The sequence below is a fragment of the Methylobacterium sp. WL8 genome (assembly GCF_008040045.1).
GTDB classification, from domain to species: domain Bacteria; phylum Pseudomonadota; class Alphaproteobacteria; order Rhizobiales; family Beijerinckiaceae; genus Methylobacterium; species Methylobacterium cerastii.
In genome coordinates, this window is record NZ_VRVF01000033.1 from 11969 (window position 1) to 34358 (window position 22390).

The 22390-nt window shown below is 70.3% G+C and carries 16 protein-coding genes and 1 tRNA gene; 7 read left to right on the plus strand and 10 right to left on the minus strand.

Annotation, left to right across the window (positions count from 1 at the left end; all coding sequences use genetic code 11):
• Window positions 1-216: 216 nt before the first annotated feature.
• Together rpoC and FV234_RS13455 are read left to right on the plus strand one after the other, a co-directional pair.
• Window positions 217-4428, plus strand: coding sequence for a DNA-directed RNA polymerase subunit beta' (gene rpoC, locus FV234_RS13450; protein ID WP_147752995.1), 4212 nt, complete (start codon window positions 217-219; stop codon window positions 4426-4428).
• Between the two features lie 113 nt (window positions 4429-4541).
• Window positions 4542-5036, plus strand: coding sequence for a hypothetical protein (locus FV234_RS13455; protein ID WP_147752996.1), 495 nt, complete (start codon window positions 4542-4544; stop codon window positions 5034-5036).
• Window positions 5037-5194: 158 nt separating this feature from the next.
• On the opposite strand, the gene FV234_RS13460 is transcribed toward FV234_RS13455, so the two are convergent.
• From FV234_RS13460 to FV234_RS13470, 3 genes are all read right to left on the minus strand, one after another.
• Complete coding sequence (locus tag FV234_RS13460; protein ID WP_147752997.1) at window positions 5195-5377, minus strand: DUF3606 domain-containing protein; 183 nt, start codon at window positions 5375-5377, stop codon at window positions 5195-5197.
• A gap of 326 nt (window positions 5378-5703) precedes the next feature.
• Window positions 5704-5788: transfer RNA gene (locus FV234_RS13465), tRNA-Leu, on the minus strand.
• 188 nt (window positions 5789-5976) lie between these two features.
• Entirely contained in the window at window positions 5977-6282 is a 306-nt protein-coding gene (locus tag FV234_RS13470) for a FliM/FliN family flagellar motor switch protein (protein ID WP_147752998.1), read from the minus strand.
• 76 nt (window positions 6283-6358) lie between these two features.
• Between FV234_RS13470 and lipB the strand changes: the two genes are divergently transcribed.
• Window positions 6359-7090, plus strand: coding sequence for a lipoyl(octanoyl) transferase LipB (gene lipB, locus FV234_RS13475; protein WP_147752999.1), 732 nt, complete (start codon window positions 6359-6361; stop codon window positions 7088-7090).
• Between the two features lie 67 nt (window positions 7091-7157).
• Here the strand turns inward: lipB and FV234_RS13480 are convergent, their stop codons facing one another.
• Window positions 7158-9329 (minus strand): carbohydrate porin, encoded by a 2172-nt coding sequence (locus FV234_RS13480; RefSeq protein WP_147753000.1) that lies wholly within the window; start codon window positions 9327-9329, stop codon window positions 7158-7160.
• A gap of 160 nt (window positions 9330-9489) precedes the next feature.
• Complete coding sequence (gene sseA, locus FV234_RS13485) at window positions 9490-10338, minus strand: 3-mercaptopyruvate sulfurtransferase (RefSeq protein WP_147753001.1); 849 nt, start codon at window positions 10336-10338, stop codon at window positions 9490-9492.
• A 452-nt stretch (window positions 10339-10790) separates the two neighbouring features.
• Here sseA and FV234_RS13490 point away from each other — a divergent pair, with 452 nt between their 5' ends.
• Window positions 10791-11024 carry a hypothetical protein gene (locus FV234_RS13490; RefSeq protein WP_147753003.1) on the plus strand — a complete coding sequence of 78 codons (234 nt, stop codon included), beginning with the start codon at window positions 10791-10793 and terminating at the stop codon, window positions 11022-11024.
• A 42-nt stretch (window positions 11025-11066) separates the two neighbouring features.
• Here FV234_RS13490 and FV234_RS13495 read toward each other — a convergent pair whose 3' ends face one another.
• The 4 genes from FV234_RS13495 to FV234_RS13510 all read right to left on the minus strand — a co-directional run bounded on the left by FV234_RS13495 (window position 11067) and on the right by FV234_RS13510 (window position 17257).
• Complete coding sequence (locus FV234_RS13495) at window positions 11067-11339, minus strand: hypothetical protein (RefSeq protein WP_147829758.1); 273 nt, start codon at window positions 11337-11339, stop codon at window positions 11067-11069.
• A gap of 585 nt (window positions 11340-11924) precedes the next feature.
• Window positions 11925-15095: a multidrug efflux RND transporter permease subunit gene (locus FV234_RS13500; protein ID WP_147762917.1), complete on the minus strand. Its 3171-nt coding sequence runs from the start codon at window positions 15093-15095 to the stop codon at window positions 11925-11927.
• A gap of 114 nt (window positions 15096-15209) precedes the next feature.
• Entirely contained in the window at window positions 15210-16574 is a 1365-nt protein-coding gene (locus FV234_RS13505) for an efflux RND transporter periplasmic adaptor subunit (RefSeq protein ID WP_147829776.1), read from the minus strand.
• A 251-nt stretch (window positions 16575-16825) separates the two neighbouring features.
• The gene (locus FV234_RS13510; RefSeq protein WP_147762918.1) at window positions 16826-17257 is read right to left on the minus strand and encodes a hypothetical protein; all 432 of its coding nucleotides are present in this window, start codon (window positions 17255-17257) and stop codon (window positions 16826-16828) included.
• 254 nt (window positions 17258-17511) lie between these two features.
• Between FV234_RS13510 and FV234_RS13515 the strand changes: the two genes are divergently transcribed.
• The 3 genes from FV234_RS13515 (at window position 17512) to FV234_RS13525 (ending at window position 21294) form a co-directional block, all read left to right on the plus strand.
• Window positions 17512-18075, plus strand: coding sequence for a L,D-transpeptidase (locus tag FV234_RS13515; protein WP_147754314.1), 564 nt, complete (start codon window positions 17512-17514; stop codon window positions 18073-18075).
• Between the two features lie 160 nt (window positions 18076-18235).
• On the plus strand, window positions 18236-20380 hold the full coding sequence (locus tag FV234_RS13520) for an EAL domain-containing protein (protein ID WP_147829760.1): 2145 nt from the start codon (window positions 18236-18238) through the stop codon (window positions 20378-20380).
• Window positions 20381-20493: 113 nt separating this feature from the next.
• Window positions 20494-21294 (plus strand): TSUP family transporter, encoded by an 801-nt coding sequence (locus FV234_RS13525; RefSeq protein ID WP_147751994.1) that lies wholly within the window; start codon window positions 20494-20496, stop codon window positions 21292-21294.
• 49 nt (window positions 21295-21343) lie between these two features.
• On the opposite strand, the gene FV234_RS13530 is transcribed toward FV234_RS13525, so the two are convergent.
• Window positions 21344-22387, minus strand: a complete 1044-nt coding sequence (locus FV234_RS13530; RefSeq protein WP_147829762.1) for a MaoC family dehydratase — start codon at window positions 22385-22387, stop codon at window positions 21344-21346.
• Between the last annotated feature and the right edge of the window lie 3 nt (window positions 22388-22390).

A 22390-nucleotide genomic window follows, 5' to 3' on the forward strand; every position in this document is an offset into this window, starting at 1 on the left:
AAGTGGAAGCCGGTTCGCGTGAAGACGATGCGGACCACGAAGGACACGACACCTCCCGTGCCGGCAGCGATGCCGGCACGGTTCGAGCGGGGAGGGGCGGAGCCTCCGGACGGGCCGACGGCCAGCGGCGCCCCGACGGGCGCGGCGCCGAGTTGATTTCAAGACGCGGACGGCGCCGGCGCAGGGCGCGCGTTCCCGTCAAGCAAGGAGCGGATCATGAACCAAGAGGTCATGAACCTTTTCAACCAGCAGGCTCAGCCCCAGAGCTTCGACCAGATCAAGATCTCGATCTCCAGCCCCGAAAAGATCCTCTCGTGGTCTTACGGCGAGATCAAGAAGCCCGAGACGATCAACTACCGGACGTTCAAGCCGGAGCGTGACGGCCTGTTCTGCGCCCGCATCTTCGGGCCGATCAAGGACTACGAATGCTTGTGCGGCAAGTACAAGCGCATGAAGTACAAGGGCGTCATCTGCGAGAAGTGCGGCGTCGAGGTCACCCTCGCGCGCGTCCGGCGCGACCGCATGGGCCATATCGAGCTCGCCGCCCCCGTCGCACACATCTGGTTCTTGAAGTCGCTGCCGAGCCGCATCGGCCTGCTGCTCGACATGCCGCTCAAGGATCTCGAGCGGATCCTCTACTTCGAGTCCTACTGCGTCATCGAGCCGGGCCTCACCCCTCTCAAGGAGCGTCAGCTCCTGTCGGAGGAGGAGTACCTGCGCGCCCAGGAGGAGTACGGCGAGGATTCGTTCACGGCGATGATCGGCGCCGAGGCGATCCGCCGGATCCTCCAGGAGCTCGACCTCGACGGCATCGCCGACGCGCTGCGCGAGGAGATCGCGACCACCACCTCCGAGCTGAAGCCCAAGAAGCTCTTGAAGCGCCTCAAGATCATCGAGGCGTTCCAGATGTCGGGCAACAAGCCCGAGTGGATGATCCTGACCGTCGTCCCCGTGATCCCGCCGGACCTGCGTCCGCTGGTTCCGCTCGACGGCGGCCGCTTCGCCACGTCGGACCTGAACGACCTCTACCGCCGCGTGATCAACCGCAACAACCGCCTCAAGCGGCTGATCGAGCTTCGCGCGCCCGACATCATCATCCGCAACGAGAAGCGGATGCTGCAGGAGGCCGTCGACGCGCTGTTCGACAACGGCCGCCGCGGCCGGGTCATCACCGGCGCCAACAAGCGTCCGCTGAAGTCGCTCGCCGACATGCTCAAGGGCAAGCAGGGCCGCTTCCGCCAGAACCTGCTCGGCAAGCGCGTCGACTACTCCGGTCGCTCGGTCATCGTGGTCGGCCCCGAGCTGAAGCTGCACCAGTGCGGCCTGCCGAAGAAGATGGCGCTCGAGCTGTTCAAGCCCTTCATCTACGCGCGCCTCGACGCCAAGGGCTTCTCGGCCACCGTCAAGCAGGCGAAGAAGCTCGTCGAGAAGGAGAAGCCCGAGGTCTGGGACATCCTCGACGAGGTGATCCGCGAGCATCCCGTGATGCTCAACCGCGCGCCGACGCTTCACCGCCTCGGCATCCAGGCGTTCGAGCCGAAGCTGATCGAGGGCAAGGCGATCCAGCTGCACCCGCTGGTCTGCGCCGCGTTCAACGCCGACTTCGACGGCGACCAGATGGCCGTGCACGTTCCCCTGAGCCTCGAGGCTCAGCTGGAGGCGCGCGTCCTGATGATGTCGACCAACAACATCCTGCACCCGGCCAACGGCCAGCCGATCATCGTGCCCTCGCAGGATATCGTGCTCGGCCTGTACTACCTCTCCATCGTCGGCGAGGGCTTGGTCGGCGCGTTCCAGCCCGACCACAAGACCAACCCGATGCAGGGCGTCTACGGCGACATGGGCGAGCTCGAGCACGCGCTCGCCGCGAAGTCCGTGAAGCTGCACTCGAAGATCAAGTGGCGCTGGAAGGGCATCGGCCCCGACGGCCAGCCGCTGACCAAGACCTACGACACCACGCCCGGCCGGGTGATCCTGTCCGGCGCGCTGCCGCTGCACGCCAAGGTGCCCTTCGACGTCGTCAACAAGCTGATGACCAAGAAGGAGATCTCGTCGATGATCGACACCGTCTACCGCCACTGCGGTCAGAAGGAGTCGGTGATCTTCTGCGATCGCATCATGGCGCTCGGCTTCAACCACGCGTTCAAGGCCGGCATCTCGTTCGGCAAGGACGACATGGTCGTGCCCGAGAACAAGTGGACCATCGTCGACACCACGCGCACGCTGGTGAAGGACTACGAGCAGCAGTACAACGACGGCCTGATCACTCAGGGCGAGAAGTACAACAAGGTGGTCGACGCCTGGGCTAAGTGCTCGGACAAGCTCGCCGCCGAGATGATGCTCCGGATCTCGACCGTCCAGAAGGACGAGGACGGCGCCGACAAGCAGATCAACTCGATCTACATGATGAGCCACTCCGGTGCCCGTGGTTCGCCAGCGCAGATGAAGCAGCTCGCCGCCATGCGTGGCCTGATGGCCAAGCCCTCGGGCGAGATCATCGAGACGCCGATCATCTCGAACTTCAAGGAAGGCCTCGACGTGCTCGAGTACTTCAACTCCACCCACGGCGCCCGCAAGGGCCTCGCGGACACGGCGTTGAAGACCGCCAACTCGGGCTACCTGACCCGTCGTCTCGTCGACGTGGCCCAGGACGCGGTCATCCGCGAGGTCGATTGCGGCACGACCAACGGCATCAAGATGCGCGCCATCATCGATGCCGGCCAGGTCGTCGCCACGCTGGCGATCCGCATCCTCGGCCGCGCCACGGCGGAGGACCTGGTCGCCCAGGACGGCACGGTCATCGTCAAGACCGGCGAGACCATCGAGGAGCGTCACCTGCCCGCCATCCAGGCGGCCGGGATCCAGGAGGTGAAGATCCGCTCGGTGCTGGTGTGCCAGACCCGTCAGGGCGTCTGCGCCACCTGCTACGGCCGGGATCTGGCCCGCGGCACGCCCGTCAACATGGGCGAGGCCGTCGGCGTCATCGCGGCGCAGTCGATCGGCGAGCCGGGCACCCAGCTCACCATGCGCACCTTCCACATCGGCGGCGCGGCGCAGATCGCGGATTCGTCCTTCATCGAGTCGAGCTTCGAAGGCACGATCAAGATCCGCAACCGCGCGATCGCCAAGAACTCGGACGGCGACCTGATCGCCACCGGCCGAAACGTGGCCGTGGTGGTCGTCGGCTCCGACGGCACGGAGCGGGCGGTGCACCGCCTGCAGTACGGCGCGCGCCTGCGCGTCGACGACGGCGACAAGGTGAAGCGCGGCCAGCGCATCGCCGAGTGGGACCCCTACACCCGTCCGATCATCACCGAGACGGACGGCGTCGTGATGTACGAGGACATGGTCGACGGCCAGTCGATCACCGAGACCACCGACGAGTCGACCGGCATCGCCAAGCGCGTCGTCATCGACTGGCGCGGCTCGGCGCGCACCTCGGACCTCAAGCCGGCGATGGTGGTCGTCGACTCCGAGGGCAAGCCGGTCAAGCTGCCGCGCGGCTCCGACGCCCGCTACTTCCTCCCGGTCGACGCCATCATCGGCTACGACCCGGGCGGCTCGGTGAAGGCCGGCGACATCCTCGCCCGCGTCTCCACCGACTCGGCCAAGACCCGCGACATCACCGGCGGTCTGCCGCGGGTGGCGGAGCTGTTCGAGGCGCGGCGCCCGAAGGACGCGGCGATCATCGCCGAGAAGTCGGGCACCATCGCCTTCGGGCGCGACTACAAGAACAAGCGCCGCCTGTCGCTGACGCCGCATGACGGATCTGAGACGGTCGAGTACCTGATCCCGAAGGGCAAGCACATCCACCTTCAGGACGGGGACGTGGTCGAGCTCGGCGACTACATCGTCGACGGCAACCCGGCGCCGCACGACATCCTGGCGATCAAGGGCGTGGAGGAGCTTGCGGCTTACCTCGTCAACGAAATCCAGGAGGTCTACCGGCTCCAGGGCGTGTCGATCAACGACAAGCACATCGAGGTCATCGTCCGGCAGATGCTGCAGAAGGTCGAGATCACCGATGGCGGCGACTCGGACATCCTGGCGGGCGACCAGATCGACCGCACGGAGCTGACCGAGGTCAACGAGAAGCTGCTCGCCGAGGGCAAGAAGCCGGTCCAGGGCGTCCCCGTCCTGCTCGGCATCACCAAGGCCTCGCTGCAGACGAAGTCGTTCATCTCGGCTGCCTCGTTCCAGGAGACCACCCGCGTCCTCACAGAGGCGGCGGTCAACGGCAAGGTCGATCACCTCGAAGGCCTCAAGGAGAACGTCATCGTCGGCTCGCTCATTCCGGCGGGCACCGGCTCGATGGTGGCCGACATCCGCGCGGTGGCACGCCGCCGCGACAGCATGATCCTCCAGCAGAAGGCGTCCGACAGCGGCGCCCGCCCGCTGGGCGAGCTGCCCTCGGCTGCGGCCGAGTAGGCCGCAAGCGCTCCACGACATGCGAAAGGGCGGCCCGGTGGGCCGCCCTTTTCGTTTCAGGGTCGGGCGCTGCGGGCCGAAACGGGCGATTCCGCGCAAGCGGAACCATGACCTTGGCCGTTCGTTCTGAGATCATGGAACACGTCAAGTCCACAATCCTCACGACCGCCGCGCTCGTCACGGGATTGATCACGGCCGCACATGTGCTGCATCCGCGTGATCCGGCCTTCGAGACGCGTCGCGGACACTCTGTCGTCGCGACCGCCGAGGCGGCGACGGCCTGGAACGACCCGCCGGCCCGCACGGCGCCGGTGGTGGAGGCAGCTCTGGTGCGCCCGGCCTCCTTCACCCTCCTGCCGATCGCAATGACGGCGAGCCTGTCGAGCGTCGAGGATCAGGCCGAGGCGCGTCCGGTGCGCAAGGCCGAGCACGTCCACGCCCGCCGGCCGATCGCCTCCACGCCGCGCAGCCAGCCGGCGACGGCACGGGTCGCGGAGCAGGCCGCAACCCCGGTCGCCTCGACCGCACAGCCGGGCAGGGCGGCCCAGGGCGACCCGATCGGCGACCTGATGAAGGCTCTGGGCCTCAACCGCGACAGCGAAGGCTGACACCGGCCTTCAGAGCCGCCCGAGGCGGCAGCGGTGGTAGACTAGCTTGGCCGCCAAACGGGTGCGTCACGCCCGGAAACACGTCCCCGCACGCCCACGACCCGTACTTTTTGATCCGCCGCCCATTGGCCGAAGCTTGCCTACGAGCGTCAGCTCGCTCAGCGCTTCTTTCCGAGCTCGGTCGCGATGTCCTTGATCATGCGGCCGGCCTTGCGGTGCGCCGTGGTGAGCTGGTCCTGCGTCACGCCCCAGCGCTTCATCCAGTACTCGACCGCCTTCCGCTCCGAGAGATCGAGCCGGTCCTTGTCGATGAAGCCGCGCTTGTCCTTCAGCCCTGCCATGGTCGCCTTCGAAAGAATGTCCGCGCCGAAGCCGCGCCTGGTTCAGCATAGAGCAAGCGGGCAGGAGATACGCGGAGCCAAGATCGTTCGCCGATGTCGCGCAGCAGGCTGGACATTGCGTGCGCAAAGCGTCAGCTGCCCGATGAGTACCCGAGCGCGCGATCGTTCAAACGTCTGGTGTTTCGGAAGCGAGAGACCGCGCCATCCGCGTCTCTCTCGAAGTCGGGTTCGCGTAAGAACCGCTGGGAGCGCCGCCATCGAGAAGCGCGGCCGCCCAAAACCCGTCTTCATGCACCCACGTCTCGATGTCCGACATCGAAGAACGTTGGTGCGGCCAAGAGGACTCGAACCTCCACCCCTTGCAGGACTAGCACCTCAAGCTAGCGCGTCTACCAATTCCGCCATGGCCGCATCGGCACCCGTCGGGTCCCGTTCGCTTTTCCGAAATCCGGGTCCGCTGCGGCGGCCGGCGTCTCGGGTGAGCGGCGCAGCGGATACCAGATCGATCCCGATCCGACAAGCGCTGCGGCCAAGCAATTCCGAAACGTGGCTCGGCAATTCCGCGGCAGGGTCCGGCAAATCCTCGCCGGGGCCTTGGATCAGGCCGGTTCCATGCGGCTTTCGAGGAACGGCACGGCGCCGTCGCCGATGGTGACGCCGGGGATCCGCACCGAATCCGCCTTGCGGATCAGCTCCGTGACCTCGATCGAGATGCGGTTGCCGGTCACGACGATCTGGCCGCGGGCGACGGGGTGGTCGTTGGCGAGGATCTCGACGAGGTCGGTCTCGGTCGCCTCCAGTTCGATCACCGCGCCGCGTCCCATGCGCAGCAGCATGTGCAGCGGCATGCGGCAGCGCCCGAGCACCACCGTCAGATCGACCTTGAGGTCTTCCAGAACCGCCACGCGCCCACCGCCCCCATACGCCTTGCCACCGGCACGGACCGGTGGAAGGAGAGCATTCCCGAAAGAGGGTGAAGCCTTGGTAAACGCCGCGCACCGTCTCGCGATCGCGCCCGACACGTTCCTGCCGCGGGCGGGCTCCCCGCCGGTGGCGTGGCGGATCAGCGACGCACTTGTCGGGTACGACGCGGCGATGGCGTGGATGGAGGCCCGGGCCGACGCGATCGCGCGGGGGCTCGCGCCCGAATGCGTCTGGCTGCTGGAGCACCCGGCGCTCTACACCGCCGGCACCTCGGCCCGCGAGGCCGACCTCGTGGCGCCGGCGCGGCTGCCGGTGCACCGGACGGGGCGGGGCGGGCAGTACACCTATCACGGCCCCGGCCAGCGGGTGGCCTACGTGATGCTCGACCTCAACCGCCGCCGCACGGACCTGCGCGCCTACGTGGCCGCCCTGGAGGCCTGGATCATCGCGACCCTCGACGCCTTCAACGTCCGGGCCGAACGCCGCGAGGACCGCGTCGGCGTCTGGGTGCGGCGGCCGGAGAAGGGCCGGGAGAACGGAGACGCCGTGGAGGACAAGATCGCCGCGATCGGCATCCGCGTGCGGCGCTGGGTCAGCTTCCACGGGATCAGCCTCAACGTCGAGCCGGATCTCGCGGATTTCTCCGGCATCGTCCCCTGCGGCATCCGCGGCCACGGGGTGACGAGCCTGGCCGACCTCGGCCGCGTCGTCGCGATGCCCGAGGTCGACATGCAGCTGCGGGCCGGGTTCGAGGCGGTGTTCGGCGAAACCGTGGACGAGGCGGAGTAGCCGTCAGGGCATTCCCGGGCGCGGTGGAGGCCGGCTCGCGTGACGGGAATGCGCCCGCGCGAACCCCTCAGAAGTCGGCGTGCAGCCGGGTGGCGAAGAAGTCCGCAGGACCCCGGTCGCGGTTGTAGCCGGGGTTGATCACCCGCTGGTAGTCGAAGGTCAGGGTCACGGTCTTGGTCAGGCCGATGGCGTAGTAGGCTTCGAGCGCCCGCTCGGGGGCGTAGTTCAGGCGCCCGTCGCCGATCAGCAGGCCGAGGCCGCCGGTGGCGAAGTAGGCCTGGTGGGCCTCCGTGAGGCCGTTCACGGTGGCGCCGAGGCCGATGGTGTCGCCCGACCGGCCCCAGGCGGTCCCCTTCAGCGAGACGCCGCCCGACGCACTCCGGTCGACGTCGGTGAAGGACAGGCTCTCGTTGCGCCCGTCCGACAGGCTGACGCGGGCGAACACGCCGAGGTCGGCCGTGACCGCCTGCTCGAGGTTGACGTAGCCGCCGGTCTTGCGCCGCGGGCGGCGGGTGGCTGCGACCGCGTCGTTGACGTCGTCGAACACCCCCGATTGCGTCAGCGCCACGACCTGCCGGTAGTTGGCGGTGTTGCCCTGGTTCGAGAAGAAGCCGATCCGCACGCGGCCCGGCTGCTCGAGCGCGGGCAGGACGTAGCGCCCCTCGAACTCGATGTTGGCGCCCTGGCGGTCGAACACCCGCGGGTCGAGCACGTCGTTCGACGGCTCCTTGGGCACCTGCGTGTAGGCGGCGCGGATTGCGAATTCGGCGCGGTTGTATTCGACGTAGACGCCTTGCGTGAAGCCGGGGAGGTTGGCCGGGAAGTCCCAGGCCGAGGCCGCCCAGAGCGACCAGTTCATGAAGTCGACGCGGGGGTCGTGGGCGTAGACGTTGCCGTCGAAGAAGTCGCCCAGCGCGAACTTGCCGGCGACCACGGTGATCCGCTCGACGTCGCGGCGGGTCGCGACCTGGTTCGGGCCGTCGGGCACGTCCTCGGTCTCGCCGCCGAGGCCGAAGGTCTGCCGCACGAAGTAGCGGTTCGAGCGCAGCTTCGGGAACGGCGCGCCGGCCTTCTGCGCCTCGCCGTTGACGAAGCCGGCGACGCCGAGCGTCCGCGACAGGCCGAAGCCCTGGCTGAATTCCGGGTTGTAGTAGAGCTCGGTGCCCTCCAGCAGCTTGAAGCCGACGAAGGCGGTCGCCGTCGTGGTCGCCTGGGCTTGGCGTGGCACCAGGCTGTTCGGGCCGAGATAGGGCGAGCGGAACCCGCTCACGCCCTGGTTGATGAAGGTGGTCTGGCCGTGGAGCGAGAAGCGGCCGGTGTCGCCGTTGTCGGGATCGTGCGGGGCCGCCTCGTCGGGCTCGGGCGGCAGCCGCAGGCCGGCCGGATACCACGACAGCCGCGCCAGCATCTGGTTCGACGTGAAAGACGCCCGGGTCGAGACCGAGCCGAGGCCGGGCACCGCGCCGAGGTCGAGGCGGCCGGTGCCGCCGAGGTCGATGTAGCGATAGTCGAGGCCGAGGGCGAGGTGCTCGGTGATCGCGTACTGGACGCCGGCCCCGAGGGTGAAGCCGAGCGTGCCCCGGTCGGTCCGCGCCGTCGCGGTGGGGCCGCCGGCGCGGTCCGGGTAGGTGGCGAGGAAGCGCGTCTCGGCGCCGGCGAGGCCGAAGGTGGCGTAGACCAGCGCGCGCTCGAAGGCGACGCCGAGCCGCCCGCGCACGACGCCGTAGAGGTCGGTCTTGGCGCGGATCACGTCGAAGACCGGGTCGAACCCTTCGTAGCCGAAGCCGGCCGCGGTCGAGCCGACCGGGCGCTTGAGGTTGGCGCCGGCGATGTCCGCCTCGAGCCCGTAGACCCAGGGGCCGGCCTGCCAGTTCCAGCCGCCGAACACGCCGCCGACGGCGGTGGTCGCCTCGCGGCTGCGGTCGGCACGACCCGTGGCGTCGCCGGTCTTGAAGGCTGGAATGGGGCGGCCGCCGATCGTGGTCGGCCCGAAGCCGAGGGCGCCGAACGAGCCGCCGGCGCTGCCCTCGAGCCCGACATAGCCGCCCGACCAATCGACGAAGGCGGGAGAGGGGGAGGCCGCGCGCGCGACGGCGAGGTCGGCTCCGGCGGCATGTCCCGGCAGCAGGCAGGCCCCGATCAGGCAGGCCTCGATCAGACGGGTCTCGATCAACCCTCCCACGCCGCGGACGGCGACGCCGCGCGACCCGATGCCGTCCGCCCTGTTCCGGTGCCGCATCGCCCTGGTCCCCCGCACGTTCCGAACTGCGGTATAGCAAAGGCTATAATCGCGGCAATCCTGCCTTTGCCGGCCCGGGTATTCCTATCGGCGACGTTGCAAAAATGCCCCGGGATCGATGACGCCGCGATGACACGGCGGCGACGCCGGGGCGAGGGGCTCAGGCGGGGCCGGTCGCGACCGGGCGGCTCGGGTCGGCGCCCCATTCCGACCAGGAGCCGTCGTAGAGGGCGCGGGCCGGGCGGCCGATCTGCTCCAGCGCCAGGGCGACGATCGCCGCGGTGACGCCGGAGCCGCAGGTGGTGACGACCGGGCGGTCGGGGTCGATCCCGTTTTCGGCGAACACCGCGCGGAGCGCGTCCGGCGCCTTGAGGTGCCCGTCGGCCAGCAGCGCGGCGTAATGCAGGTTCCGGGCGCCCGGCATGTGCCCGGGGCGGACGCCGGGACGGGGCTCGGCCTCCTCGCCGCGGAAGCGGGGCGCGGAGCGGGCGTCGACCACCTGGGCGGTGCCGCCGGCCAGCGCCCGCGCGACGTCGGCCGCGTCGGCGACCGCGCCGTGGTCGAGCCGGGCGGAGAAATGGCGCCGGTCGCGAACCCGCGGCTCGCCCTCCTCGGTCGGGTAGCCGGCCGCGATCCAGGCCGGCAGCCCGCCGTCGAGGACGCAGACGTCGCGCACGCCGAAGGTGCGCAGCATCCACCAGACCCGGGGCGCCGAGAACAGCCCGTGCCCGTCGTAGACCACGATGTGCATGCCGTCGCCGACGCCGAGCGCCCGCATCCGCGAGGCGAACGCCTCCGGGCGCGGCATCATGTGCGGCAGCCCGGATTCGGTGTCGCTCATCGCGTCGATGTCGAAGCGGACCGCGCCGGGGATGTGGGCGGCGCGATACTCCGCCTCGGGGTCGCGCCCGGCGGCGGGCAGGTACCAGGAGGCGTCGAGCACCACGATGTCGGGCGCATCGAGGCGCTGGTGCAGCCATTCGGTCGAGACGAGCGCGGTGTCGGCCATGATGCGTCCGGTCAGTCGTTGCGGGCGGTGTCGGCGCCAGTCAATCACAGGGTGGAGGCGGATGCACGCCCCGGTTGGGCGGTCCAAGTCTGGGAAGGCGCGTCTGCCCGCGAACCCGCCGCAGCCTGGAGATCCGAGCCGGCGCGATGCCGCACAGCAAGTCGATCGTCCCGCTGCAACCCCGCAGGCTTGTGCATCCGTCAGACCCTGAAGGCTGTGCGCCGTTGCAAGATACGCGGGGCGGTCTTGTTTCCGCGGGGAACAAGACCAGTTATAACAACACCATGACACCGTCGTGCCGGCGTTTTCGCCGGACCCGTATGGACCGGACGTCTCGCCGCCACGGATCACCGTGCGTTGCAGGATCGCTCGATACGGGACGGCGTTCTCTCACCATTCCCCTGCCGGGCGGCCTTCTGCGCCAGCATGAGATTCCGCGAGCTTTCAGTGCGATGAACCAACTCGTCCGCATGTCCCAGATCGGCGAAGCCGAGACCGTCAAAGAGCCGTCGGCCGAGCTGCGCGTGCCGTTCGCGCAATCGGGCGCCTTCGTCTGCAAGTTCATCATCGGCGAGCCGAACGATCGCGCGGTGTGCTGCGGCGCGCCCGTGGCCGACGGAAAGAGCTGGTGCGCATTCCACCGCCGCATCGTGTTCGAGCCGACCCGACCCGGCCGCATCCGCTGAGCGGGCCCCTACGCCCGTGACCTGGCGACCGCGAGACGGGCTTCAATCGAGCCCGTCCTCCTCGTCGTAGGGCCGATAGCTGCGCATCATCCGGCCATCCGGGTATTGCACCGAGCGGGCGCGGACGACGAGGTATCCCGCGGCCTGCGCCGCCGCGATGCGGCGCGTCCGGTCGTCCCCCTCCGCGAAGATCGGGTTGCGTTCGCCGTCCGCCGGCCCGACGACACGACCGACCGGCAACGGCGCGTAGGGGTAGGGCGGCGCCGCCGCGAAGGTCCGCGGCGTGTAGGCCCGCGTGCCCACCCGGCGCACCACCGGCCTCGCATCCCGTCGCTCGACGAGGCGTGGCGTGGCGATTCGCGCGCGCGGTACCTCTACGACGATTTGGGGACGCGCGCGCCGCGCTTCGCGCATCGGCTGGCGTGGCGGCTTCGCGGCTTGGCGGACGCGTGCCGGCGCGCTGGCCTTGCTCGCGGTCTCCGTACGTTTCGTGTCCACGCTTCTCGATGTGGACTGGCCCTCGGCCGGACGGCTCGCGCTCACTGTCGCCGGAGCCGGCTCCTTCACGGGAGCCGGAGAGCTTGCAGCAATAGGGCTCGCGGCATCGGGGCCTGACGCAGCGGGGGCGGCGCTGCGCGCTGGCGGGTCGGTCCAGGCGCCTTGAGGAGAGGCCTGCGCCAAGGCGGCGCTGGGACCGAGCGCCAAGCCCAGCATCAGCGTCGCCCCGAGAATTCCACCAGCACCGATCGACATCGCGCACTCCCTGGCGGATGGCCACGGCGGCGCGACCGACGCAGCCTGCCTCAGTGGAAATCTTAACGAAATCCTGCCGCAGCGTCCACGAGGATCGTCGCCGCGGGGCGGCGTGCGACCGGCGCCGCCACGCCCCAAGGGCCGCAGCTACTCCGCGGGCACGCCGTGCCCGCCCGGCGCCCGCGCCGCCGGGGTCGCGGCCTCCGCCGTCTCGCCGGCGAGCACGTCCTTGCGGCGGAACAGACGCATCACGACGACGAAGAACACCGGCACGAAGAACACCGCCAGCACGGTCGCCGAGATCATGCCGCCCATCACGCCGGTGCCGATCGCCTGCTGGCTCTTGGAGGCGGCGCCGGCCGCGATGGCGAGCGGCACCACGCCGAAGATGAAGGCGAGCGACGTCATCACGATCGGGCGGAACCGCAGCGTCGCCGCCTCGATCGTCGCGTCCACGATCGAGGTGCCCGGCTTCCAGAGGTCCTTGGCGAACTCTACGATCAGGATCGCGTTCTTGGCCGAGAGGCCGATGATCGTGATCAGCCCGATCTTGAAGTAGACGTCGTTGGGCAGGCCGCGCAGGTACACCGCCGCCACCGAGCCGATGACGCCGAGCGGGATCACCAGCAGCACCGAGAACGGGATCGCCCAGCTCTCGTAGAGCGCGGCCAGGCACAGGAACACGATCAGCACCGAGAGCGCGAGCAGCATGGAGGCCTGGGAACCGGCCTGCTTCTCCTGCAGCGACTGGCCGGTCCAGGTGTAGCCGAAGCCCTTGGGCAGTTGGCCCATCAGCCGCTCCATCTCGTTGATCGCGTCGCCCGAGGTGTAGCCGGGGTTGGGCTCGCCGGTGATGCGCACCGACTGGTAGCCGTTGAAGCCGACGATCTGCTGCGGCCCGACGCTCCATTTCAGGTCGGCGAAGGAGGACATCGGCACCATGGTGCCCGACGCGTTCTTCACCCCGTAGTTCAGGATGTCGGTCGCCTGCATCCGCTGGAGATCCTCCGACTGGACGATCACGCGCTGCATCTTGCCCCGGTTCGGGAAGTCGTTGGTGTAGACCGAGCCGAGGTTGACCTGGATCGTCGCGTTGATGTCCTCGAACTTCACGCCGAGCGCCGCCGCCTTCTCGCGGTCGATGACCAGTTCGGCCTCGGGCGCCGGCGGCAGGCCCTCGATCTTCATCTTCTGCAGCACCGGGCTCTGCATCGCGAGCTTGAGGAGCTGTTCCTGTGCGGCGAGCAGCGCCGAGTAGCCCTTCTGCGCCCGGTCCTGCAGGCGGAACGAGAAGCCGGCCGCGTTGCCGAGGTTGTCCACCGGCGGCGGCTCCTGCGCGTCGACGATCGCGTCGCGATAGCCCGACAGAGCCTTGTTGGTTCCCGCCACCAGCGCCGAAGCGGAATTCGCCGCGTCGCGCTCGTCCCAGGGCTTGAGCGTCACGAAGGCCTGGCTGGTGTTCGAGCCCTGGCCGGAGAACGAGAAGCCGTTCAGCATCGTCACCGTGGCGACGCCGGGCTGCGCCAGCAGATGCTCCTCGACCTTGCGCACGGCGGCCTGCGTCCGGTTGAACGAGGCTCCGGGGGGGGTCTGGATGTCGACGGTGAAGAAGCCCTGGTCCTCCAGCGGCAGGAAGCCTTCGGGCAGCCGCGCGAAGGCGAAGGCGACGCCGGCCACCAGCGCCAGGTAGACGATCATCACCCGGCCGGACTTCTTGATGAACCACGCGGTGCCGCGGCCGTAGCGCTTGGTCTCGCGGTCGACGATCCGGTTGAACCAGCCGAACACGCCGCCCTTGGCATGGCCGTGGCCCTTCTCGACCGGCTTCAGCAGGGTCGCGCACAGCGCCGGCGTCAGCGAGAGCGCGAGCACCGCCGAGAAGGCGATCGAGGTCACCATCGCGATCGAGAACTGACGGTAGATGATGCCGACCGAACCGGGGAAGAACGCCATCGGGATGAACACCGCGATCAGCACCAGGGTGATGCCGATGATCGCCCCGGTGATCTGGTCCATCGCCTTCTTGGTCGCGTCCTTCGGCGACAGGCCTTCCTCGGTCATGATGCGCTCGACGTTCTCGACCACGACGATGGCGTCGTCGACGAGGATGCCGATGGCCAGCACCATGCCGAACATCGTCAGCACGTTGATGGAGAAGCCTGCGAGCAGCATCGTGCAGCAGGTGCCCATCAGGGCGATCGGCACGACGATGGTCGGAATCAGGGTGTAGCGGATGTTCTGCAGGAACAGGAACATCACCACGAAGACCAGAACCACCGCCTCCACGAGGGTGTGCAGCACCTTCTCGATCGAGGCCTTCACCGCGGGCGTGATGTCGTAGGGGATGTCCCACTTCAGGCCCGGCGGGAAGAACTGCGACAGCTCCTCCATCTTCTTGCGGATGGCGCCCGCCGTCTCCAGCGCGTTGCCGTCGGGGGCCAGCGTCACCGAGATGCCCGCGGCCTGGCCGCCGTTGAGGCGGGTCGAGAACTGGTAGGCGTCGCCGCCGAGTTCGATCCGCGCGACGTCGCGCAGGCGCACGTTCGAGCCGTCGGAGTTGGCGCGCAGCACGATCGCGCCGAAGTCGTCCACCGATGCGAGCTGGCCCTTGACGATGATCGGCGCGGTGATCGCCTGGCTGTAGGGGCTCGGCTGCGCGCCGACGGCGCCCGAGGCCACCTGGATGTTCTGGTTGCGGATCGCGTCCGTCACGTTCTCGGCGGTGAGCGAGAGCCCGCGCAGCTTGTCCGGGTCGACCCAGATGCGAAGGCTGCGCTCGGTCGAGTACAGCGTCGCGCGCCCGACGCCGGGGATGCGGCGGATCTCGTTGATGACGTTGCGGATCAGGAAGTCGCCCAGGCCGATCTCGTCCATCTTCCCGTCGGTCGAGACGAGCGTGATGATGTTCAGCGTCGCGGCCGACGCCTCCTCGACGAGGATGCCCTGCTGGCGGACTTCGGCCGGCAGGCGCGCCTCGACGCGCTTGAGGCGGTTCTGCACCTCGACGGAGGCCAGCGCCGGGTCGGTGCCGGGCTGGAAGGTGGCGGTGATGTTGACGGCGCCGAACGAGTCGCTGGTCGACTCGAAGCTCATGATGTTGGCCGCGCCGTTCAGCTCGTCCTCGATGAGCCGGGTCGTGCCGGTGTAGAGGCTCTCCACCGAGGCGCCGGGATAGGCGGTCGAGAGCGCGATCGCCGGCGGCGCGATCACCGGATACTGCGCCACCGGCAGCAGCGGCAGCGAGAGCGCGCCGCCGAGGATGATGAACAGCGCGACGACCCAGGCGAAGACCGGCCGGTCGATGAAGAAGCGTGCCATGGAGGTTCCGGATCAGCCTGTCGGGTGGTCGTGGGGCGGCGCTTCGAAGCGCGCCCCGGTCGGCGATGTCGCTCGGCGAGCCCTGCTCACCGAGCCTTGCTTACCGAGCCTTGCTTACCGCGGCTTGGCGGCGGCTTCGGCCTTGCCGTCCGACGCCTTGCCGTCCGACGCCTTGCCGTTCGACGCCTTGCCGTCCGACGCCTTGGTCGCGCTCGCCTTCGCGGCGCTCGCCTTGGCCTCCGCGGCCCGCGCCTCGGCGGCCTTCGCCTCCTTCATCTTGGCTTCGGCCAGCTTGGCCTCGGCCTCGGCGACCTCGTCGACGTCGTGCGGCATCGCCTCGGCGGTCGGGTGCGGCGGGGTCTTGTCCACCGGCTTGACCTGCTGGCCCGCGACGATCTTCTGGAAGCCCTCGGTCACCACCCGCTCGCCGGCCTTGAGCCCGTCGCGGATCAGCCAGTTGGTGCCGACCACCGGGCCGACCTCGACCGGCTGGAGCGCGACCCGGTCGTCCTCCTTCACGACCCAGACCTCGGCCTTGCCGTCGTTGGTGCGCTGGATCGCCTGCTGCGGCACCGCGATCGCGTCGGAATCGATGCCCTGCTTGATCCGGGCGCGCACGTACATGCCGGGAAACAGCTCGTCGTGCGGGTTGGGGATCTGCACGCGCAGCGTGACCTGGCCGGTGCTCGGGTCGGCGGTGACGTCCGAGAACAGGAGCTGGCCCGCCATCGGGTAGAGGGCGCCGTCGTCCATGATCAGGTGGACGTTCGCCGAATCGCGCTCGAGCCGCGAGAGTTCGCCGCTGGCGAGGTCGCGCCGCAACTTGTTCAGCTCGCCGACCGACTGGGTGATGTCGACGTAGATCGGGTCGAGCTGCTGGATCGTGGCCAGCACGCCGGTGGTGCCGGACTCGATCAGGGTGCCCTCGGTGAGCAGCGCCCGGCCGATGCGGCCCGAGATCGGCGCGCGGACGTCGGTCCAGTCGAGGTTGAGCTTGGCCCGGTCGCGGGTCGCGCGGGCGCCGGCGACCTCGGCCTCCGCCTGCTTCTTGCCGGCGAAGGCGGTGTCGAACTGCGCCTGGCTCGCCGACTGGCGGGTGAGCAGCGTCTCCAGGCGCTCGGCCTGCTGGTTGGCGAGCACCAGGGCCGCCTCCTGGCGCGCCAGGGTGGCCTCGGCGCTCATCAGGTCGACCTGATACGGCGCCGGGTCGATCTTGTAGAGGACGTCGCCCTCCTTGACCTGGCTGCCCTGCTCGAACAGCCGCCTCACCACGAGGCCGGAGACGCGCGAGCGCACCTCGGCGATCCGCATCGGCGCGACGCGGCCGGGCAGGTCGCGGACGTAGGGGATCGCCTGGGGCGCCACCGTGACGATGCCGACCTCGGGCGGGGGAAGCGGGACGGGGGCCGAGGCCTGCTTCTGGTTGCAGGCGGACAGCGCGACGAGGAACACCCCGAAGCCGAGCGAGGCACGGCGCATCCGGCGGGCGGGTCGAGAGAAGGTCAAGGTCGGGTCGCTCCTGCGAAACGCATCTCGGGGAGGGCGGAGACGAGGCTCGGCCGTCCGGCGTGTGTCGGTGGCGCGTGGTGCCGATCGGTCGGCAACGGTCGCCCGCAGCGGGGTTCGGGGGCCGCGCGGACAGCGCCAAAAGGCCTGGCTTAAGAATCCCACTGTCGCAGGACATCTTGGCGATCCCGCGACGGCCGGGCCGATGGCCGGGCCGTGCGCCCTCAGGCGCGCCGGGGCGGGCGGTCCGGCGGCGCGGACGCCCAGGTCCGGAAGAGGCCGGTTTCGCGCGGGTGGAAGCCGGCCTCGTCCGAGAGGCGGGGCAGGCGGTGCGACAGCGGATCGGCGAGGGCGGGCCGTCCGGCCCAGTCGTCGGCTTCGGCGACGTTCGGCGCGACCGCGTGGAGCGGGGCGCGGACGGCGTCGGACTTGGACACCGCCACCTTGGACACCGCTGCCTGGGACACCGCCGCGTGGACGAAGGCGGATGCGACGCGGCTCGACGGCGTCGGCATGTCGGCCTCACGCGGAAGGCCGACGACGAGCAGGAGCGCGGCGACGACGACGCCGGCGATCGCCCGCAGCAGCAACGGGCCGCGCACGGTCGCGAGGACCGGTGCCGGGGCCGGCGCATGGGTGTCGGGAAGGCGTGTCACGCCTTCGATAAAAGCTCTGCCGCAGCGCATCACAAGCGGCTGCGACATTCTGTCAGGCTTCGGGGCGGGAATTCGCGGAACCAATTCCGCCCCACCTGTACGAGTGCGGGGCGGCTTGCGCCGCCCGACCGGCGACAGGTGTTGCGACGATCCCACAGGCGGACCGTTCTCGGCTGACACCGCGCTTCGCGTCCGCCGCTTGCCGCAATGCCCAGCTACCCGGCAGCGGATCGAAAGAACCCTCGGAGATCCGCATGACACGTCGCATCGCCACGCTCTGCCTCGCGGCCGGCCTCGCCCTCGGAGCGGGGGCGGCGCAGGCGAGCCCGTTGGATTCCGGGCCGGTCGCCGACTTCATGAACATCTTCCGCACCCAGGCGATCCCGCGGGAGACCGTGGCCTGGAAAGGCGCGGAGAAGCCCGGGACCATCATTGTTTCGACCAGCCAACGCCGGCTCTACTACGTCCTCGGCGGCGGCGAGGCGGTGCGCTACGGCGTGGGCGTCGGGCGCGAGGGCTTCTCGTGGTCGGGCCAGAAGAGCGTCACGATGAAGAAGGAATGGCCCGCGTGGCGGCCGCCGTCGCAGATGCTCGCCCGCCGCCCGGACCTGCCGCGCTTCATGGCCGGCGGCCAGGACAACCCGCTCGGCGCCCGCGCGATGTATCTCGGCTCGTCGCTCTACCGCATCCACGGCTCGAACGAGCCCGAGACCATGGGCGCCGCGGTCTCCTCCGGCTGCATCCGCATGACCAACAAGGACGTGGTCGACCTCTACGACCGCGTCCGCGTCGGCACCAAGGTGATCGTCCGCAACTGACGGTTGGCTTCGGCGGGACGAAGCATTCGGCTTCGCCCCGCCGACTCCTGTCATCCCACCACGAAATTGCAATCCAAGATTGTATTTTTAAGCCTTTGACAGCGTTTGCCGCGACATCCTGCCGTCCGCGCCCGTTCGGGCGTCCGGGACACGGTTGCGCATGTCGGATGATCGAGCGGGTTCAGGGACGACGCGCCACACGCGGACGGCGCCGGGCGAAGCATCGCTGCGTGGCCTGCTCGACCTGGCCGCGGACCTGTTCGACGTGCCGGTCGCCGCGATCCTCGGCGACGGCCCGCCGATCGGTATCGGGGCAGGGGAGGCGCGCGCCCTCGAAGCCTTCCGCGACCGGGTGATCGCCTGCGGCGACGTGCTCGTCGTGCCGGACGCCGTGATCGATCCGCGATGGCGTGCCGGGCCGGCGGAAAGGGGCGCGTTCCGCTTCCTCGCCGGCGCGCCCCTCGTCGACGGCGACGGCCGCTGCCTCGGCGTGCTCTGCCTCGCCGATTCCGCACCGCGCCCACCCGTGGCCGACCGCGCCCGCCAGCGGCTCGCGCGGCTGTCCGGCCTCGCCGTCGCGGTGCTGGCGCAGGGGCGGCGGACGATGGCGCAGCGGGATTCGGAAGGGTTCGTCGCCGCCACAGCCTCGGCGCTGATCACCACCGACGCCGCCGGCCGCATCACCTTCGCCAACCCCGCCTGCGAGACCCTGCTCGGCTATCCCCAGGGGGCGCTGGCCGGGCGGGACGTGGCCTCGATCGTCCCCATGCGCCTGCGCGGGCACCACGTCGCCGGCATGGGCGCGCTCACCGCCGGCGGGACGCCCAAGCTCGCCGGCCGCTCGGTCGAGGTGACGGCGCTGCGCGCAGACGGCAGCGAGGTGCCGATCGAGCTCTCGCTCTGCGCCTGGGGCGAGGGCGCCGAGATGGGCGTCGGCGCGGTGATGCGCGACATCTCGGAGCGCCGCCGCCGCAACGCGCGCCTGCTCCGCCTCGCTCACGAGGACCCTGCCACCGGCCTGCCGAACCGGGTGCGCCTCGCCGCGGAGATCGATTCCCGCCTCGCCGCCCGCTCGCCGGTCGGCTTGCTGACACTCGGCGTCGACGGCCTGCGGGCGGTGACCGACGGGTTCGGCTCCGGCGTCGGCGCGGCGTTGCTGGAGGCGCTGGTGGTGCGGCTGGCCGGCCGCCTGCCGCCGGGGGCGCTCCTCGCCCGCCTCGGCGAGGACGAGCTCGCCGTCCTGCTTGCGGACGCGCCCGGCGCGGCGGATCTCGAGGCCGGCACCGAGGCCTGCGCCGAAGCCTTGTTCGCCGCGCTCGCCGAGCCCGTCACCGTCGGCCACCACGTCCTGCATGTCGGCGCGCGGATCGGCGCCGCGCACGGTCCCCGCGACGGCGCCGACGCCGCCGAGCTGATGGCGGCGGCCGACCTCGCCCTCGATCGCGCCCGCCACGCGGGCCCGCGCGGCTACCGCGCCTTCACCCCGGCGATGCGCGATGCGGCCACGGAGCGGCGCGCCCTGCAGGACGCGCTGCTCGACGGCTTGGCCGCCGGCGAGGTCGCGCTGCACTACCAGCCGCAGATCGAGCTCGCGAGCGGACGCCTGCGGGGCGTCGAGGCCCTGATCCGCTGGAACCACCCCACACGCGGGCTGCTCGCGCCGGCCGAGTTCCTGCCGGCGATCGAGGCGAGCACCCTGGCGACCCGCTTCGGCCAATGGTGCCTCGACGAGGCCTGCCGCCAGGCCGCGGCGTGGCGCAAGGCCGGCCTGCCGCGGATCGGCGTCGCGGTGAACCTGTTCGACGCGCAGATCCGCGCCGGGACCCTGGCCGAGGTGGTGATCCAGGCGCTGGCCCGGCACCGGCTGCCGCCGGAGATCCTGGAGCTGGAGGTGACGGAGATGATCGCGCTGGCCGACGCCCCGGCGACCCTGGAGCCGCTGCGGCGGCTGCGGGCGCTGGGGGTCGGCATCGCGCTCGACGACTTCGGCACCGGCTACGCCTCGCTCTCGACCCTCAAGAGCTTCCCGCTCACCAAGCTGAAGATCGACCGCGGCTTCGTCCGCGACGTGCTCCACGACGCCCACGATGCGACCATCGTGAAGGCGGTGCTCGACATCGGCCGCAGCCTCGACCTGATCGTCATCGCCGAGGGGATCGAGACGCCCGAGCAGGAGGCGGCGCTGATGGGCATGGGCTGCCGCTACGCGCAAGGATACCGCTACGGCAGGCCGATACCGGGCGAGCTTTTGGGGCTTCGCCTCGCTGAATCCGGCCCGGCCAGGACTCTCGCGCGGAGCGCATGAGCGACGCAACGCTCGGCATCAACCTTCCACCAAGCTTGACAGGGGCGGCGCCCGCGCCTCCTGAAGCGCCGGGCACGCGGCGGCGCCGTCCTGCTCGGGCAGGGCGGGAGACCATGGTGGGAAGCTTCGATCCGAGCCTGCTGGCCGCGATGTTCGGCGTGGCCCTGCTCGCGGGCGGCGTCGACGCCATCGCGGGCGGGGGCGGGCTGATCACCGTGCCGGCGCTGATCCTCGCCGGCCTCGACCCGGTGAGCGCCGTGGCGACGAACAAGCTGCAGGGCAGCGTCGGCGCCTGCTCGGCGACCCTGGCCTTCGCCCGGCGTCGGCTGATCGTGTGGCGCCAGGCCTGGCCGATCGCCGTGGCGGCGGCCGTGGGCTCGGTCTTCGGCGCCCTGTCCGTCGGACTGTTGCCGCGCCCGGTGCTCGACGCTGGCGTTCCCGTGCTGCTCGTCGGGATCGCGCTGTACTTCGCCTTCGGCGCCCGCATGCGCGAGGACGACGCGGGGGCGCGGCTCTCGCCGGCCGCCTTCGCCCTCGGCTTCGCCCCCGCGGTCGGCTTCTACGACGGCGTGTTCGGCCCCGGTGCCGGCGCCTTCTACATGGTGGGCTTCGTCACGCTTCTGGGCCTCGGCGTCGTGAAGGCGACGGCGCACACCAAGCTCGCCAACGCGGCGAGCAACCTCGGCAGCCTCGGTCTGTTCGCGCTCGCCGGCCACGTGGTCTGGCCGATCGGCATCGTGATGGCCGTCGGGGCCTATCTCGGCGCCCAGGTCGGCTCGATGCTCGCGGTTCGCCTCGGCGCCCGGCTGATCAGGCCGCTGCTGGTGACCATCGCCTGCGCGATGGCGGTGCGCCTCCTGTCAGACCCCGCCAACCCCTTGCGCGTGGCGCTGGCGGGGCTGCTGGGCGGATGAGGACCGGACGTCCGCAAGGCGCGCCCCAACGGGCACGCTACGCGGGCCGTCACTTCGGCATGAAGGCCCAGTAGTCGAGGTCGAGGATGACGCTCGGGTGGTAGCCGTCGCCCTCGCGGCCGGGATGGGCGGCGCAGGGCTGGTTCTTGGTGGCGACCGTGCGCAGCCGCAGCAGGCCGACGTCGCCGCGGCCGGTCTCGGCGGTGTCGAGCACCTCGCTCCAGGCGTAGACCGTGTCGCCGGCAAACAGCGGCGCCACATGCCGGCCGGCGTTGATGCCGGCGAGGGCGAAGGCGTTGGCAAGCCCGTTGAAGCTGAGCGCGCGGGCGAGCGAGATGACGTGGCCGCCATAGATCAGGCGGCGGCCGAAGCGGGTCTCCTTGCCGCTCAGGGCGTCGAAATGCACCTTGGCCGTGTTCTGGTAGAGGCGCGTGGCGATCTGGTGCTCGGCCTCCTCCACCGTCATGCCGTCGACGTGGTCGATCTTCTCGCCCACCGCGTAATCGGAGAAGCGATGCGGGCTGCCGGCGAGGTCGAGGTCGTAGGCCGAGACGTCGAGGGGCGGCAGGGCGCCCGCGAGGTCGGCCGGGTCGACGACCTTGGCGAAGCTCGGCACGTGCTCCTCGGCGATCGGGGCCTCCGGGTCGCGCTTGCGCACCAGCACCCAGCGGCAATAGCTCAGCACGGTCTCGCCCTCGGCGTCCGAGCCGGTCGAGCGCACGTAGACCACGCCGGTCTGGCGGTTCGAGCTCTCCTTGAGGCCGATCACCTCGGAGACCGTGGACAGGGTCTCGCCGGGATAGACCGGGCGGCGGAACCCGCCCTCGGCGTAGCCGAGGTTGGCCAGCGCGTTGAGCGAGATGTCCGGCACCGTTTTGCCGAACACCACGTGGAAGGTCAGCAGGTCGTCCAGCGGGCTCTTCGGGTAGCCGAGCGCTTGAGCGAACGCGTCCGACGACTGCACCGCGAAGCGCGGGCCGTAGAGGGCGGTGTAGAGCGCGACGTCGCCGGTGGTCACCGTGCGGGGGGTGGCGTGGCGGATGGTCTCGCCGAGGCGGTAATCCTCGAAGAAGCGGCCGGGATTGGTCTTCATGGG

Coding starts and splice junctions, on each gene's coding strand:
- FV234_RS13490 (WP_147753003.1), top strand. CDS start 10,791: ATGAACCAACTCGTCCGCATGTCCCAGATCGGCGAAGCCGAGACCGTC.
- FV234_RS13515 (WP_147754314.1), top strand. CDS start 17,512: ATGACACGTCGCATCGCCACGCTCTGCCTCGCGGCCGGCCTCGCCCTC.
- FV234_RS13460 (WP_147752997.1), bottom strand. CDS start 5,377: ATGGCAGGGCTGAAGGACAAGCGCGGCTTCATCGACAAGGACCGGCTC.
- FV234_RS13505 (WP_147829776.1), bottom strand. CDS start 16,574: ATGCGCCGTGCCTCGCTCGGCTTCGGGGTGTTCCTCGTCGCGCTGTCC.
- FV234_RS13525 (WP_147751994.1), top strand. CDS start 20,494: ATGGTGGGAAGCTTCGATCCGAGCCTGCTGGCCGCGATGTTCGGCGTG.
- FV234_RS13500 (WP_147762917.1), bottom strand. CDS start 15,095: ATGGCACGCTTCTTCATCGACCGGCCGGTCTTCGCCTGGGTCGTCGCG.
- FV234_RS13520 (WP_147829760.1), top strand. CDS start 18,236: ATGTCGGATGATCGAGCGGGTTCAGGGACGACGCGCCACACGCGGACG.
- FV234_RS13530 (WP_147829762.1), bottom strand. CDS start 22,387: ATGAAGACCAATCCCGGCCGCTTCTTCGAGGATTACCGCCTCGGCGAG.
- FV234_RS13480 (WP_147753000.1), bottom strand. CDS start 9,329: ATGCGGCACCGGAACAGGGCGGACGGCATCGGGTCGCGCGGCGTCGCC.
- rpoC (WP_147752995.1), top strand. CDS start 217: ATGAACCAAGAGGTCATGAACCTTTTCAACCAGCAGGCTCAGCCCCAG.
- sseA (WP_147753001.1), bottom strand. CDS start 10,338: ATGGCCGACACCGCGCTCGTCTCGACCGAATGGCTGCACCAGCGCCTC.